The organism is Thauera linaloolentis 47Lol = DSM 12138 (assembly GCF_000310205.1).
GTDB classification, from domain to species: domain Bacteria; phylum Pseudomonadota; class Gammaproteobacteria; order Burkholderiales; family Rhodocyclaceae; genus Thauera; species Thauera linaloolentis.
On record NZ_AMXE01000007.1, the window covers coordinates 1 to 15,595 of the forward strand.

Genomic DNA, 15,595 nt, shown 5'->3' on the forward strand with positions numbered 1-15,595 from the left:
GCTTCTATATGCCGATCACGCGGTGGCTCCATTGTGCCGATCATCAACTGGCTCCAATGTGCCGGTCGGTGACATGAGGTGAAGGCCAAGCGGAAGGCGATGCGGCTGAAGCAATTCGAGTTCTGGGGCGCACTGGGGGTCACGCAGTCCGGCGGCAGCCGGTACGAGAGCGGCCGAGAGATCCCGGAGCCTGTTCAGATCCTGCTGAACTTGGCGCTGGGCGGCGATATGCAGTCGGCCGAGCTGTTCGGCCAACTGCGGAAGATCGAGGCCAGGGAGCGGGAGGTGGTGGCCGCGAAGAAGGCTAAGCCGAAGGTGCCGCTAGGATTCGGGATGCTGCCATGACGTGATCCGCGCGCACCGCCGAGCGCCCATGCTACCCCTGTAGGGCGATGTAAATGCTGGCTCGCCGCCGACAATGCGCAGGCGGGCCTGGAAAGGCATCAGAAAGTCGAAGGCCCCGTACCGCTACCAACGGTCGGGGCCTTCTCGTTTCAACCATCTGGAGGCATCAGAAGGAAGAACTTGGCATGAATTTTAGACCAATCGTGAGCGCACTGGAGTGGAGGACGCGATGAACGTTACTGGACAACTGAACGAGCGCGAGGCGCTTGAACTTGCGCGCCATGAACTGACGACCTTGCACGGCTTGATTGCCGCTGACGGCGCTGCGCCGAATGAGACGTGGAGCATCGACACAAGCGCCGCCGTTCAAGCGATTGATGCCGTGCTCAGCGAAGCTTCGCCAAGAAAGGAGCAGGGAATGGAAATGATCGAAGCAGTGAAGAGAGCGGCACGAAGCACTCACTGGAGCGAATGCGCTTTGCATAACGAGCCGGCCATGACGGCCGGTCCGTGCGACTGCGGCGCGGCTAGAGCTGGGCAAGGATTTTGGACATCCCTGAGTCACCTTGCTTATATCCGGGTCGCGCACTGGCGAATGTGGCTCCGCTCTTGGTCAGGCCGTGTATGCCGCTGACCAGGAACATCTTCCACCCAAGGGTTCCCGTGGAACTTCTGCCCCCGGTTTGGTATGCACGCACCGCCTTATGTCCGGCGGTGGTGATCCCATAGGTGTGCGGCTCAACCGTTCGTGGAAATCCATCGTAGGTGAAGGTAAGCACTTCTCGATTGGTGATGGCGTCGATGATGGTTTGGCTCATGGCGATCCTCCCTTTAAATGCATCGCAAGTGATGCACCTGGAATCTATGTCTATCGCATCGGTTGCGAAACTGGAGAAATCGCCAGTGCTGTATGGAAAAACAGGTAGGAGTAGGTGATGGCTGAGATCGATTGGGAAACGGGCGAAATTGGCTCGCCAGTATCATCAGGGTCAAATGATGTCGACTGGGAGCGTGGCGATATCAAGCCGTTGGATTACACGCCCCCCAAGCAGAACACATCTCTTTTCAGCGACATCGGCACAGACCTGAAGCGCGGCGCCCAGCAACTGCCCGGTGCGCTGACAGGGCTCGCTGACATTCCCGTAGCCGCGCTGACGGGCGAGCGCCACGCCAGCAGGGCCGCCGATGCGTTGGGCGAGATGACCGGTTTCCAGCCCGGCAAGTGGGCCGAGGAAGCGCGTTCGGAATACAGCCCGCAGCGCCAAGCGGCAGACGCCGAGATCGACAAGGCCTGGGAAGAGGGCTCTGCTACGGACGTGGCCGGCGCGTACCTGCGCAATCCTGGAAAAGTCCTGGGGTTGGCGGCTGAGTCCGTGCCGTCGATGCTGGCGGGCGGCCTTGCCGGGCGTGCCGCGCTTGGGGCGGGGCGCGCGGCTGGCGCAATCGCGGCGCCAGCCACAGCAGCCCAGGCTGCGCGGCAGGCGGTAATCGCCGGTGCCGGCGGCGAAGGCGCGGTGATTGCGGGCCAGACGATGGACCAGATCAGCGACGACGTGGATGCGAGAACCGCAGCCGCCGCGGCGGCAGGCGCGGGCGCAGTGGGCGCAGGTCTGGGCTATGCCGGCGGTCGCCTGGCGCAACGCATGGGCGTGGTTGATCCTGAAAGCGTCATCGCTGGTGGAGCCGCTGGAGCAGTGACGGATCGCCCCCCGGTCGGGCTGGTGCGCCGCATGCTGGGTGGCGCGATGTCCGAGGGCGCGTTCGAGGAGCTGCCGCAGTCCGTCCAGGAGCAGATGTGGCAGAACTGGGCCGAAGGCAAGCCGCTGATGGAAGGCGCGGCGCGCGCGGCAGTGGAGGGCACTCTTGCTGGCGGCATGATGGGGGCGGGGGCGAACGTGTTGCCGGCAAGCCGCGGCGCCCAGCCCAGCCCGCAGCCCGAACAAGACGCTGACCAAGCCCCCGAGGCAGCGCCGATCGCTCCCACCGATATGGCCAGCGACCCGCTGGAGGTCCAGCGACGAGTGGATAGGGTGACTGGCGTTCAAAGGGCGCGGGTACTCGATTTCATTGATCGCAATACCGACTATCCAGAGGACGACGGCGGTACCGCCATGAAGGAGGCGCTGCGCGAAGAGGTCGAGCCGCAGGTCATCATCGATGAGAACGGCCGCCAGAAGACTTCCACCAGCAAGTACGAGATCGATTTGTTCCATGCGGAGATCGATGAACGTATGGCGAAGCGGTCGCGCAACGTTGAAGCCGGTCAGAGGCTGCAGGCTGCTCGCCGGCCGTCCGAGCAGATGGGTCTAGACCCAAGCGCCGGCCCGATGTCGTCTGCTGCGGCGCTGGCCGTAGATAGCGGCGCAGCGCCTGTGGCGCCTGTTGCCGCCGGGCGGCGCCAGGCAGTCGACCGGGAGCGGGATTTCGTTCCACCGCCATCCGGCTCGTTCTCAACCATGAACGAGTTCGCCGATCTGCTCGGGCAGGAGCGCCAGGACGTATCCAGCCGACGCCAACAGGTCGCCGAGACACAGACGCAGCGCCGCGAATTCGAATTCGAGCAAGCCGACCGGCGCACGGCGGAAGCCATGCAGCGCGAGGCGCAGACTCGCCGACGCGCCGTGCTGGATGCGGTGCTGGAAGACCCGGAGACGGCGAACCCGGCCGAGCGCTTCGGGGCCATGCTGAGCAGGCTTGGCTTCCGCGAAAACGCGCCGACGACTGAGGAACTGCAGACCATCCAGCGCTTCCAGGATGTGCGTGACGCGCAACCGTCACCGAGCATCGAGCCGAGCGCGCCGAATGAGCTGGATGCGGCAGCGATGGGGATTCGCGAGCGCCGCCCGAAAGCGCCGCAGCAGGCCCGCGAGGAAGTAGCCGCGCGGGCAGAAGCCCGAGGAAGCGAGGCGCCCGTTTCTTCGGTCGAGGCTGGCGCACGCTGGGCGAGCATGCCTGCAGCAGATCGCCAAGCCATCGCAGATCGCGCCGGCCTCAACCCGATCCAGCGCCGAAATGTGCCGGGCATCCCCTGGACGGTGCTGAATGCCGGCCTGCGTGAGAGGCTGGCGCGGGCCATGACGCAGCCGGCGGCACAGAATGAAGGAGCGACGACCGATGGCGCAATCCCTGCTGAACGAACCGATGCCCCTGTGGTTGCGCCGGGCGCTGCGCAAGCAGGCGCTGACATGGCCGGAAGCGCAGGCGCTGCGCCACAGCAGTCTGATGTGCCCGCCGTGGGCGGAGTGGAACCCGTTGCCCGAGACACTGTGGCCGGCGGCCAGCAGGGTGGGGCTGCTGGAGGCGCCAGTGGTGGGCGGGCGACAGTAGCGCCGGGCGATGGGTCGCCCGTCGGCCGGGCCTTGTCCGTCCTGCTGGATCGCACCGACGGCAACGGCTCGCCCGATGGTCTCACCGGCCCGGAGAATGCGGATGCCCGCACGGCGATCGTTGCGGCGATCACTGGACAGAGCGCGGCCGAGATCGAGGCGGCGCCGAACCACAAGTTCCGCACGAGCGTGCCGCAGGTCGAGCGGCTGCTGTACGACGCGGCAGGCATCCCGACCGGGAACCTGAAGGATCGCCGGACGCCGTTCCTGGACTGGCTGGATGAGCGTACCGGGCAGCAGGCAACCGCGGCCGAGGCGGTGGGCGACGTTTCTGGTGAGGCTGATCCGGATGGTGTTCGCTTCAGCCGGACTGGACGGAACGCATTCTCCCCAGATCCATATGATGCACAACAGTTCGCCCAGGCAGTGGATCGCATCGCAGCAGCAGAAACCGCGCCGCGTACTGATCTGACCGTGGGCGACACGCCGGCCGTGCTGCGTGCGCTGGGCGCCAAGGCTCTGCCGGTTCAAATGCCGTCAAGCGTGATCCACAAAGCCAGCCGGCCAGAAGTGCGTGATCACGACGTGCCTGTTGAAGTGCTGCGCAACCTGCCGGCTCTGTTGGCCGACCCGGTGATGGTGTTCGACTCTCAGACCGAAACCGGGGCCTTGGTTGCGTTCATTGAGGCCAAGGATGCGAGCGGCCGAGATGTCGCCGTTGCTATCCACCTGGACGCAAAGGGAGGCGGTTTCCATCGCATCAACAAGATTGCCAGTATCTACGGTCGCGGCGGGGCGAAAGAAATTTCCGCATGGATGAATGGCAGTTTGCGTTACTACCAAACGGGAAAAGCCCCTCAATGGCTTCGTGCGGTCGGGCTGCAATTGCCCGAGGCGAACACCATCAAGAGGCTCAACCCGAGGGTAATCACCGAGGCTGACGTTGTCAATGTCCCGTTCAGCTTTGCCGGCCAAAGTGCCGCCCGCCGGCGGGTCCCAATGAACGAGCGCAGCTTGCTGCGCGCGATGGAGATGCAATTCCCCAGCCTGGTGGCGCCAGTGCAGCGCATGCTGGAGAAGGGCCGGGAGGGCAAGCGGGGCGGCTTGGTTGTGATCGATGACGCCCGTCCGCGGCGGATCGCAGAGGCCTTCTCAAGCAAGACGGGGAGATCGCTGGATGACTCGATCGAGCTTTTCAGCGAGGCGGGGGCGATCAACGGCTTCTTCGATCCGAGATCGGGCATGACCTTCCTGGTCGGACCGAACCTCAATCCGGTAACGGCGCCGGCGGTGCTGTTGCATGAGGCGGTCCACGGCAAGCAACGGGCCGGCATCGATGCTCGAGCACTGAGCATGATCGAGCGCCGCACGACGCTGGCTCAGCCGTTGCGGACGTTCTTGGATGGCGTGGCTGCGCGGATGGAAAATGCCGGCGAGACAGGCAATGCGGCGGAAGCTGCGTCGTACATCGTTGAGCAGGCCGTGATCGCCGGCCGGCGGGCTGGGTTCTCGGCGGTCGACGGCCCTCTGATGAACTGGATCGATGCGCATATCGGCGTGCCTGTGGGCAAGCTGGTGCGTGACTTCGTTGCGATGGTGAGGGCGTGGGCGCTGCGCGCTGGTGTAGGAGTGATCGACCCGAGCATCGACGACCTTGTTGCGTTGGCAAAGATGAACGTAGGGGATTTGGCGAGCCAGGGGGATGCGGGGAGAGGGGGTATCAGGTTCAGTCGAGCAGGGGCCGCCATCGATACCACGGGGGCTGTTATCGACCGCGCCCGGGCTGCTGGTCGCAGGATCACCGGAAGAGATTTCGGTCCGGTAGCGGCGAAGGCATTCTCAGATCTGGATGCCATGCAACAGCAGTACCTGGGCAAGATCGGGGCGAGCCGCACGCCAGCGGCCGATGCGATCCGCTCTGCCCTCGACAGGGCCGGGTTGAAGATTCGCCAAGGCGCCGTCGATCGCTACGCCGCCTTGAAGGAACTCGACGAGAATCTGCATGGGAAGGATTTCATCGACTCTGCCATCACAGACAGCTCGTGGGTGCTGGCGAAGATGTCATCGGCTGCCTCGGGCGCGCTCAATGCGATGATGAGCACCGGCCGGATCGTGTTCGACGGCGCGCAGCGAGTGATCGCCATGAAGGACGGCGATGCGACGGGAGGTCTGACGGCAGTGTTGCATCAGCTCGGTTCGCCGGCCGAGGTCGAGCGGTTCTTCGGCTGGCTCGCAGCGAACCGGGCCGAGAAGCTGATGGCTGAGGGGCGGGAGCACCTGTTCTCGCCCGAGGAGATCGCAGCCGGCAAGCGGATGAACGGCGGCAAGACGGCTGATGACAAGGTGCGCCCGACGCTGTACGCGAAGGTGTTCCGGGAGTTCCAGCAGTATCGTGATGATGTGCTGGCGATCGCCGAGGAAGCCGGCATCATCAGCGAAGAGAGCCGCACGATGTGGCGCGATGAGTTCTATGTGCCGTTCTACCGCGTGATGGAAGACGAAGGGGCCGCGAAGGGGCCGCGTGCCGGCAAGGGGCTGAGTCGGCAGGAAGCGTACAAGAAGCTGAAGGGCGGGCGCGAGAACCTGAACGATCTGCTGGAAAACACCCTGATGAACTTCCATCACCTGCTGTCTGCTAGCCTGAAAAACCAGGCGGCTGCGCAGGCGATCAAGAACGCCGAGAAGCTGGGCATTGCGCGGAAGGTGCCGGAAAGCAACCGGGATACCGACACCAGTACGTTCGTGCTCGAGAAGGGGCTGCGCGTTTTCTACCAGGTGGATGACCCGCTGGTGTTCGAGGCAATCACGTCACTGTCCGATCCTGGCCTGAACAACTTTGCAGTGCGGGCTATGTCGGCCTTCAAGCGGACGTTCACCAACATGACCACGGTCACGCCGCAGTTTGTCATTGCCAACACGTTGCGCGACTTGATGCAGGCGTCTGCGACGAGCCCTGCCAGCAAGAACATGCTTCGCAATGCGGTACAGGGCGTGCAGGCGTTCCGCAACGACAAGACGCGCGCCGAGATGCTGGCGAGCGGCGGGGCGTTCAGCTTCGGGCACATCTACGGCATGGACCCTGATGAGGTACGCGCGAGCCTTCGACAGAGTGTTCGCGGCGCGCAGCTCGTGAGCGACTCGAGCATGATCCCGCAAATCTTGCGACAGGGCTGGCGGAAGTGGAACGAGGCAATCAACACCTCGGAGAACATCAGCCGTGCGGCGACCTATGTTCAGAACGTGGAGCAGATGGGCCGGCTGCGTGCAGCCTTCGAGGCGCGCGATGTGATGGACTTCAGCCAGCACGGCGCATGGCCGGCGGTACGTTTCCTGATCCGCGTGGTGCCATTCCTGAACGCGCGTCTGCAGGGCCTGGACAAGCTCTATCGTTCCGGCGCGAAGCCGGCTCTGCTGACGGCGATGGGCAAGGGTACGGCCGGCGACAGGGTTGCTGCAGCACGCTTCGCCACTGTGACCGGCGCGCTGACGCTGGCGAGCTTGGCGCTGTACATGGCGAATGCGGATGACGACGAGTACCAGAAGCTGGAGGAATGGCAGAAGGACACGTACTGGTTCTTCCGCATCGGCGACAACGCCTTCTTCCTGCCCAAGCCATTCGAGGTAGGCGCGATCGCCACGATGGCCGAGCGCGTGGCACAGCAGTTCATGGACGACAAGGCGACCGGCAAGCTGTTCCGCGAGAGGATGTGGGAGATGCTTTTGCAGACCTTTGCGTTCAACCCCACTCCGCAGATGTTCCAGCCGGCGATCGACATCTATTCGAACAAGGATGCCTTCACGGGGCGCGACATCGAGACAACAGGCATGGAGCGTCTGAGCATAGGCCTGCGGGCGCGCGACACGACCACGGCCGCTGGCCGGGCGCTCTCCGCGGCTTCAAGGGCGTTCGGGGATGAAACGCCGCTGGCGGTGTCGCCTGTTCAAGCGGATCACCTGATCCGCGGCTACCTGGGAGCCGTAGGCACAACTGGCGCAGGCATGATCGATACGATCTGGCGCACGGCAACGGGGCAGGAGGCGCCGGACAAGCGTTGGAGTGAGTATCAGCCGATCCGCCGCTTCTACCGCGACCTGGGCGCACCGGCGCCCTACACGCGGTACAGCACGCTCTTCTATGAAGGGCTGCGCGAATCGAACCGGATCTACGCTGATGTGATGGAGTTGCAGAAGCTGGGGAGGGGAGGGGATGCCGGCGCGCTGAGGGAGAAGCACCGCAACGTGCTGGCGATGCGCCAGACGCTGAACCGGGAGCAGCGCAGACTGAGCGACATCAACCAGCGGATGCAGGCGGTGCGCCGGTCGGATCGGGACGGGGAGTGGAAGCGCCGCGAGATCGACCGCCTGAGCACGCTGAAGAGCGCAATCACGGAGCGACAGGGGAAGAGGATCGAGGAGGTGAGGGCGCAGTAAGGAAGGCCTGCCGCGGCATGCCATTTGTAGAGCAAGCACTGTTTTGTAGAGCAAAGGCCCCTGTGGATAACTCCTCAGGGGCCTTTCTGTACTTGGGGCGACATACCGGGATCGAACCGGTGACACCTGGAGCCACAATCCAGTGCTCTACCAACTGAGCTAATGCCGCCACTAAAACCTGTCCTGGCCTGCCCGGCAGGGATCGAACCTGCAACCCCCAGCTTAGAAGGCTGGTGCTCTATCCAATTGAGCTACGGGCAGATTCCCGCGGGCAATCGGAGTGTGAGCTGGTCGGGGTGGAGGGATTCGAACCCCCGACATCTTGCTCCCAAAGCAAGCGCGCTACCGGACTGCGCTACACCCCGAGAGCCGCGAACTATACAGAGGTCCCGCTGTGGCGTCAAACATCTTTTGCAGGATTTTTTATGTATGCCTTGCGCGTTTCAAGTTATGTAAAACACGTAGCATGTTGAGCAGCAGCCAGCCGAACTCGGTAATCATCAGCAAGCCCGCGATGCGTGCGATGCTGTCGGCGAATACGCCGAGGACGAGGGCGGCGAGTACCGCGAGGTGCAGCGCCAGCTGTCGCCGGACGGGAGTGTCGGGCAGCAGCTTCTTCATGTTCGGCGCCCGGATGCCGGCCTGGGTGAGGTGAAGCCAGGCAAGAAAGGGGACGATCTTGTACAGCATCGCGCTGATGGCGCCGCCGAAGCCGCCGTGCAGGATGAGGACGCCGGCGAGCACGGACCAGTGTTCGGCGTCATCGGCGAGGTTGCAGCTCAGTGCGGCGAGCCCGGCAAGGATTGCCAGCATGGCCATGCGGAAGGCCCGGAAGGGGGCGTCCGGCGTGCTGCGGCGGGTGCGCGACTGGAGCCGCAGCGTAAGCAGGGCGAAGGCGGCAAATCCGAGGACCAGTGTGACACCCAGCACGCTGCTCGCACCGTCCGCGCCGAGCGCGCGCGCCAGCGACCACGACACCAGCCCGGCCAGCACGCCGGGGCCCCACCATCTGGTGAAGCGGGCGGGATAGCCCGGCGTGATCTGGAACATCGGTACGACGACCCAACTGGTCGCGGCCAGCAGGATGCCGCCCCAGCCCAGCCAGCCCCAGGTGGCATGCAGGTCGACGGCCTGTGGCAGCGGCAGCGGCAGCACCACGCCGCGGCCGATGGCCAGCGCGAGCGCCACGCCGAGCACCGCCGTCACGGCCAGGCCGGCCATGGCCAGGCGCAGGTCGCGCGGGGCATGGCTGGCGATCTTGACCGACGGCGAGCGGATCAGGCCCGCCAGTGCGGCGACGAGGAATATGCCGATGCCGCCGAGCAGCAGGACGGCGCCGCCGATGATGGCATCGGGGCGGCCGAAGGCGAGGCCGCCGGCGAGCCCCATGGCGCCGAGCGTGAGCAAGGCATGGCTGCTGCCGGCGACGCCGAGTGCCGCGGGGAAGCGGACGCCGGCGACGACGGGCAGGATCTGCTGCAGGGCGCCGATCATGACCTGCAGCATGAAGCCGGCCGCGAACAGATGGACAGCCGCGAGTGCGCCCGGCGTCCACCGCGAACTCAGCACGCCGTCGCCGAGCAGCAGCACGAGCCCGGCGCAGAGGCCGAACAAGGGCGCCGTCAGGAAGAAGCGCAGCGGTGCGGAGAGCGGCGGCGTGTCCTCGTAGGCGAGCCCGGGGTTGGCGCTGCTCATGGGCGGGCGATCAGGATCGCCACGGCGCCATCGTCCCGGAAGCTCACGTCGTGGCGATAGCCGTCGCGGTCGAGCATGCGCAGCAGCGGATGCGGCATGCGATCGAGCACGAGGGTGAACTGCTGGCCGGGTTGCAGGTCGGCCAGCGCTTCCATGGCGCGTTCGAAGGGTTCGGGCGGCTCCAGGCCGCGGGCGTCGACGATTGGCATGTTCATGATGTGTGCTCCGCGGCGAGTGAGTGTGAAAGCTGGGTACAGAGTTCATCCCTGGCGTGGCCGAGGCGGGCGTCGCACATGGGATAGAGGATGTTCTCTTCCTTCATGTTGTGCTGCTGCATCATGATCAACAAGGTTTCCGCTTCGCCGGCGAAATCATCCGCATCGTGGGCCTCGAGCGCCGCTCGCAGGCGTTCGAGCCCGGCGCGCATGTCGACGTGTTCGCCGCGCATGACCTGGGTCGGCCCCTGGGTCATGCCGGTGGCGGCTTCGAAGGCGGGGAAGAGTTGTTGCTCCTCGGCATTGAAGTGCGCATTCAGCGCGCGGGAGAAAGCATCCAGGGCTTCGGCGGCGCCGGCCCAGTCGCCCTGGGCGGCAAGTGTTTCGGCATGCGCGAAGTCGTGGTCGCATGCGCGATGGTCGTGGGTCATCAGATCGGCAATCGTGCTCATGTTCTGCTCCGGTGGGATGGAGGCCATTCTCCGCAGCGGCAGGCGACTGGCATTGATGCGAGTCAAGTCGATCCCGGGCACCGAGGCGGCTTGCCGGGACGGCCGTGCGGGCGCGGAGCCGCGTCTGGCGCGGGATTTGAGGAATCGAGGGCCGAAGGCGCACAATCGCCGCTTTCGTCCCGCTGGAGGCGGCATGCCGCGCGCTGCTCCGCCAGGCGCCTGGAGCCGGATCTTCCTGCCCTTCGCGCTCGGCTACTACCTGTCTTATCTGCTGCGTACCGTGAACGCGGTGATCTCGCCTGCACTCACGATGGAGCTCGGCCTGTCGGCCGCGCAGCTCGGACTGCTGACCAGCATGTATTTCTTCGCTTTCGGGCTGGCGCAGATTCCGGTCGGCATCGCGCTCGACCGCTATGGCCCGCGCCGCGTCGAGAGTGTGCTCCTGCTGGCGACGGCGCTGGGCGCCATGCTGTTCGCGCTGGGCGATTCGATGGGCAGCCTCGGCCTGGCGCGGGCACTGATCGGGGTGGGGGTGTCGGCCTGTCTGATGGGGGCGCTGAAGGGGTTCGCGCTGTGGTATCCGCCCGAGCGGCAGAGTTCGATGACGGGCTTCGTCATGGCCTGCGGCGCGATGGGTGCGCTGACCGCCAGTGCGCCGCTCGAGGCGATGATGCCGCTGGTCGGCTGGCGGGGGGTGTTCTGGGGAATCGCCGCCGTTGCGCTGTTTGCCTCGGCCAACCTGTTCTTTAGCCTGCCGCGCGAGGCGCCGGCCGGCGAACGGCGGAATCTGGCAGGCATTCTCGAGGGGGTTGCGGGCATCTTCGTGGCTCCGGCCTTTCTTCGCTTTGCCGGTTCCTCGCTGTTCTTCGTCGGCGGCTTCATGGCCTTGCAGAGCCTGTGGGCGGTGCCCTGGCTGATGCACGTCGAAGGACTGGAGCTTGCGGCAGCGGCCCGCATTCTGCTGGTGCTGAACCTGGGGATGCTGGTTGGGCAGCTTGCCATCGGCGTGTTCGGCGTGCGCCTGGCGCGGCGTGGCGTGCAGCCCTTGCGTCTGCTGCAGACCGGCTATGCGGGCCTGCTGCTGGTCGAGGCCGCGATCCTGTTCGGGCTCGGACCGGCCGTGGCGCTGTGGTTCCTGCTCGGCATGTTGTCGGCGGTCAACTCGCAGGCCTATCTGGCGTCGGCGAACCACTTCCCGCGCGAGATGTTCGGTCGCGTCAGCACTTCGATCAACCTCATGGTCTTCCTGGGGGCCTTCCTCGTGCAGTGGGGCATCGGGCTGGCGCTGGACCTGCTGCGGGCATGGGGCTGGGCGATGCCCGAAGCCTTGCGCCTCGCCCTGGCCGCACTGCTGATACTGCAGGTGTTCAGCTACTTGCCCCTGTTCAAGCGCACGAACTGAGGGGGCGGGGTCATCGTCAGGCCACTGCGCGGCGCTGCTGGGCCGCGCGCGCGGCCACGCCCAGCCCCACCAGCCCGGCCGAGCCGACCCCAAACAGCATCGCCACGGCCGAGCCGTAGAAGATGCCCGAGGTCATGCCGGCATCGAGCATCGCGCCGAACACCGGCGCCGCCAGGCAGAAACCCAGGTCCAGGCCCGAATACACCGTGCCATACACGCGTCCGGTCGCGCCGGGCGGCGCGGCGCGCTTGATCAGCATGTCGCGCGACGGGCCGGCCAGGCCGGTGCCCAGGCCCGCCAGAGCGGCCAGCGCCAGCGCCGCCATGCCGGGCAGCCATCCGCTGCCGGCCAGCGCCAGCATCGCGGCCGCGGCCAGCAGGCTGGCGGCGATGGTGCGTTCCAGCCGTTCAGTCCGTCCCACCAGGAATCCGCCTGCCACCATGCCGGCGGCGCCGCACAGCATGTAGCCGGTGACCACCATGGCGGTCACCGACAGCGGCAGGCCGTACATCAGGTGCAGGGCCGGGCCGGCGAAGCTCTGGATCACGCTCAGGGCGCAGGTGGTCCAGAAGAAGAAGGAAAAGCACAGCCATACCGATGGCAGCCTGAGAAAGGCCAAGGGGTGCTCGGGCGCGCCGGCGTCCGCCGTCTGCCTGTGGGGCGATGCGATCCCGGTGTCGCGGTCGTCCAGGTCGGCGCGGTGCCATAGCGCGATCGCCAGCACCGTGGCCGCCAGCAGGGCCGCGCCCAGGCAGGCGAGGCGCCACGAGCCGGTGGCGCTGGCGATGCCCGCCATGAAAACCGGCGCGGCCGCCCAGCCGAGATTGCCGGAAATGCCGTGCACCGAGAAACCGTGGCCCAGCCGTTGCGCGGAGACGCGCCGGTTGAGAATGGTGAAGTCGATCGGATGAAAGGGCGCGTTGCCCAGCCCGGCCAGCGCCGCGGCCAGCATCAGCCCGCCGTAGCCGCTTGCCGTGCCGGCGGCCAGCCCTGCCGCGGCAAAGCAGGTCAACGCGAAGAACAGCACCGGGCGCGCGCCCACGCGGTCCACGATGAAGCCCGACAGCGCCTGGCCCACGCCGGAGATGGCGAAGAACACCGAAACCAGCAGGCCAAGCTCGGAATAGCTGAAGCCGAATTCCGCGATCAGGAACGGGAACAGCGGCGGCAGCAGCATGTGGAAGAAATGCGACGAGCCGTGGGCCAGGCCGATCAGGCTGATGGTGCGGGCATCCTGCCGCAGCGAGGGGGCGTGTGCGATGGAAGTCATGCGGCTGATGATAGGTATCGCGCCGGCGGCAGATGTACGATAGCAGGACAAAATCTGTCGCGATCATGCCAAGCCACGCCGAACACCATCCCGCCGTTTCCGCAGACCCCGGCGCCGTCCCGCGGACGCTGTCCCGTGGTGGGCGCGTCCAGGCCTGCGTGGCGGCGATGACGCCGCACCTCTACGTGCCCACGGCCGAACGCCCGGTGAGGGCGAAGATGCGCAAGCTGCGCGCCGACACGCGGGTGATGCCGCACAGCCATGCCTGGGCGCAGGTGGCCATCTCCGCCACCGGTGTGATCCGCCTGAGCACGGAGCGCGGCACCTACATCGTGCCGCCGTGGCGTGCGCTGTGGATTCCGCCGGGGGTGGAACATGCGGTGACGGTGGTGGAGGACGCGGACATGCGCACGCTGTACTTCCACCAGCCGGCGGACTGCTGCGGGCCGGGCGTGGCGCCCGCGGACGAGGCGCCCTGGCGCACATGCCGGGTGCTGGAAGTATCCGAGCTGCTGCGCGCGCTGGTGCGCGAGATGCCTTGCGTGCCCGACGACGCGCCGCCGCTGCCGCCCGAGGCGCTGCAGCGCGAGCGGCTGCTGAGCGCGTTGATCCTGGAGGAAATGCGCCGCGCCAGCGCCGTGCCCCTCGGCGTGGATCTGCCGCGCGACAAGCGCCTGCGCCAGTTGTGCGAGGCAGTGCTGGCCGACCCCACGCGCCACGAGACGCTGGCTGACTGGGCGTGTGATACCGGGGCCAGCCCGCGCACCGTCGCGCGCCTGTTCCGCCAGGACCTTGGACGCACCTTCACCCAGTGGCGCCAGCAGGTGATCCTGGCCAGGGCCGTGGCGCTGGCCGCCGGCCGCATGCCGATCAAGCAGATCGCGGCGGAACTGGGCTACAACAGCCCGAGCGCCTTCAGCGCCATGGTGCACCGTGCCGTGGGCATGCCGCCGGCGCGCTTCCTGGGGTTGCAGCACGACTGAGCGGCGGAGCGCCTTGCCGGCTGGCATCGCAGTGCGCGGCAGCGATCGGCCGGGCGGCGACGTGCGGCAGGCGGCCGCCGATCAGGCCGCCTGGCCGCAGGCGACGCCCGACGACCAGGCCCACTGGAAGTTGTAGCCGCCCAGGTGGCCGGTGACATCCATCACCTCGCCGACGAAGTACAGACCGGGGCAGGCGCGCGCTTCCATCGTGCGCGACGACAGCGCGTGCGTGTCCACGCCGCCGAGCGTGACTTCCGCCTTGGCATACCCTTGCGTGCCCGACGGCGCCAGCTTCCAGCCGGACAGCGCGGCGGCAATGGCGCGCAGTTCGGCATGGCGGAAAGCGTTCAGCGGCCGCGTCCAGCCATGCAGCTCGCACCAGGCGTGGGCGAAGCGGCGCGGTAGGCGCTCGGACAGCAGATTGGGGAGCAGGCCGCGCTCGTTCGCGTGATCGAGCAGCCAGCGCTCGGCGTCCACGCCCGGCAGCAGGTCGAGCATGACGGGTTCCCGCTCGCCGTTTCCATAGGCCTGGGCCTGCCAATAGTTCGATACCTGCAGGATGGCCGGGCCGGACAGGCCGCGGTGGGTGATCAGCGCCGCTTCGCGGAACACCGGACCGCGGCAGCGGGCCTCCACTTCGAGCGAGATGCCCGCCAGCGGCGCGAGCCGCGACAGCGTTTCGGGCGGCAGCGTCAGTGGCACCAGGGCCGGCAGCGGCGCGATTACGGCCAGGCCGAACTGCTCGGCCAGCCTGTAGCCCAGTGGGCTGGCGCCGATCTTGGGGATCGACAGCCCGCCGGTGGCGACCACCAGGCTGTGGGCGGTGAAACGGCCGATGCTGGTGTCGACGGTGTAGCGCTCGGCCTGCGTGTCGCCATGCGCCACGCCCAGGACCCGGGCTGGCATGGCCCAATCGACGCCGCCGTCCTCGCATTCGCTGCGCAGCATGTCGATGATCCGTTGCGCCGAATCGTCACAGAACAACTGGCCCCAGCCCCTTTCGTGGAAATCGATGCCGTGGTGTCGCACAAGCCCGATAAAATCCGCCGCCGTGTAGCGTGACAAGGCAGAGCGCACGAAATGTGGATTGCGGCCGAGATAGTTTTCCGCGCCGACGCGGAGGTTGGTGAAGTTGCAGCGTCCGCCGCCGGAGATGCGGATCTTCTCGGCAAGCTTTTCGGCGTGGTCGATGAGCAGCACGTGGCGCCCGCGTTGTCCGGCAGTGGCTGCGCACATCATGCCGGCGGCACCCGCGCCGATGATGACGACATCGTAGCTGCGGTCCGCCGGCTGGCGATCGGGTGGGGCGGAGTGCGCCACGTGGGTACCTGCGATGACGAAAGCGGCGCAGAATACGCGCTGCGCCGCCAGGGGGCAAACCGCAGCGGTTTGCCCCCGTATTGCCTGCAGTGCCAGGCACAGGCCGGGCAGCGGAATCTAATGACAACCAGACCTGGAATGCCAGTTCGTTGGAGT

10 protein-coding genes and 3 tRNA genes are annotated in these 15,595 nt (G+C 66.6%); 4 read left to right on the top strand and 9 right to left on the bottom strand.

The genetic code is table 11. The features are described from left to right. Positions 1–78 precede the first annotated feature (78 nt). The gene (locus C666_RS20775) at positions 79–345 is read left to right on the top strand and encodes a helix-turn-helix domain-containing protein (protein WP_051019867.1); all 267 of its coding nucleotides are present in this window, start codon (positions 79–81) and stop codon (positions 343–345) included. 527 nt (positions 346–872) lie between these two features. Here the strand turns inward: C666_RS20775 and C666_RS03580 are convergent. After that, on the bottom strand, positions 873–1,163 hold the full coding sequence (locus C666_RS03580; RefSeq protein WP_004333896.1) for a WYL domain-containing protein: 291 nt from the start codon (positions 1,161–1,163) through the stop codon (positions 873–875). 117 nt (positions 1,164–1,280) lie between these two features. Here C666_RS03580 and C666_RS03585 point away from each other — a divergent pair, with 117 nt between their 5' ends. Further along, positions 1,281–8,102, top strand: coding sequence for an LPD38 domain-containing protein (locus C666_RS03585; protein ID WP_004333898.1), 6,822 nt, complete (start codon positions 1,281–1,283; stop codon positions 8,100–8,102). A gap of 93 nt (positions 8,103–8,195) precedes the next feature. Here the strand turns inward: C666_RS03585 and C666_RS03590 are convergent. From C666_RS03590 to C666_RS03615, 6 genes are all read right to left on the bottom strand, one after another. After that, a tRNA-His gene (locus C666_RS03590) sits at positions 8,196–8,271 on the bottom strand. Between the two features lie 15 nt (positions 8,272–8,286). Next, positions 8,287–8,363 (bottom strand) — tRNA-Arg (locus tag C666_RS03595). A gap of 27 nt (positions 8,364–8,390) precedes the next feature. Continuing rightward, positions 8,391–8,467 (bottom strand) — tRNA-Pro (locus C666_RS03600). A 58-nt stretch (positions 8,468–8,525) separates the two neighbouring features. Continuing rightward, entirely contained in the window at positions 8,526–9,797 is a 1,272-nt protein-coding gene (locus C666_RS03605) for a hypothetical protein (RefSeq protein ID WP_004333900.1), read from the bottom strand. Then, the gene (locus C666_RS03610) at positions 9,794–10,012 is read right to left on the bottom strand and encodes a DUF2249 domain-containing protein (protein WP_004333901.1); all 219 of its coding nucleotides are present in this window, start codon (positions 10,010–10,012) and stop codon (positions 9,794–9,796) included. Before C666_RS03610 ends, C666_RS03605 begins: the two co-directional genes overlap by 4 nt. Next, positions 10,009–10,464 (bottom strand): hemerythrin domain-containing protein, encoded by a 456-nt coding sequence (locus C666_RS03615; RefSeq protein ID WP_004333903.1) that lies wholly within the window; start codon positions 10,462–10,464, stop codon positions 10,009–10,011. Before C666_RS03615 ends, C666_RS03610 begins: the two co-directional genes overlap by 4 nt. 193 nt (positions 10,465–10,657) lie before the next feature. On the opposite strand from C666_RS03615, the gene C666_RS03620 reads away from it, so the two are divergent. Beyond that, entirely contained in the window at positions 10,658–11,866 is a 1,209-nt protein-coding gene (locus C666_RS03620) for an MFS transporter (RefSeq protein ID WP_004333905.1), read from the top strand. A 16-nt stretch (positions 11,867–11,882) separates the two neighbouring features. On the opposite strand, the gene C666_RS03625 is transcribed toward C666_RS03620, so the two are convergent. Continuing rightward, positions 11,883–13,136 (bottom strand): MFS transporter, encoded by a 1,254-nt coding sequence (locus tag C666_RS03625; protein ID WP_004333906.1) that lies wholly within the window; start codon positions 13,134–13,136, stop codon positions 11,883–11,885. A gap of 65 nt (positions 13,137–13,201) precedes the next feature. Between C666_RS03625 and C666_RS03630 the strand changes: the two genes are divergently transcribed. Then, positions 13,202–14,119 carry an AraC family transcriptional regulator gene (locus tag C666_RS03630; RefSeq protein WP_004333908.1) on the top strand — a complete coding sequence of 306 codons (918 nt, stop codon included), beginning with the start codon at positions 13,202–13,204 and terminating at the stop codon, positions 14,117–14,119. Positions 14,120–14,200: 81 nt separating this feature from the next. Here the strand turns inward: C666_RS03630 and C666_RS03635 are convergent, their stop codons facing one another. Next, positions 14,201–15,439 (bottom strand): BaiN/RdsA family NAD(P)/FAD-dependent oxidoreductase, encoded by a 1,239-nt coding sequence (locus tag C666_RS03635; RefSeq protein WP_004333910.1) that lies wholly within the window; start codon positions 15,437–15,439, stop codon positions 14,201–14,203. Positions 15,440–15,595: the final 156 nt, after the last annotated feature.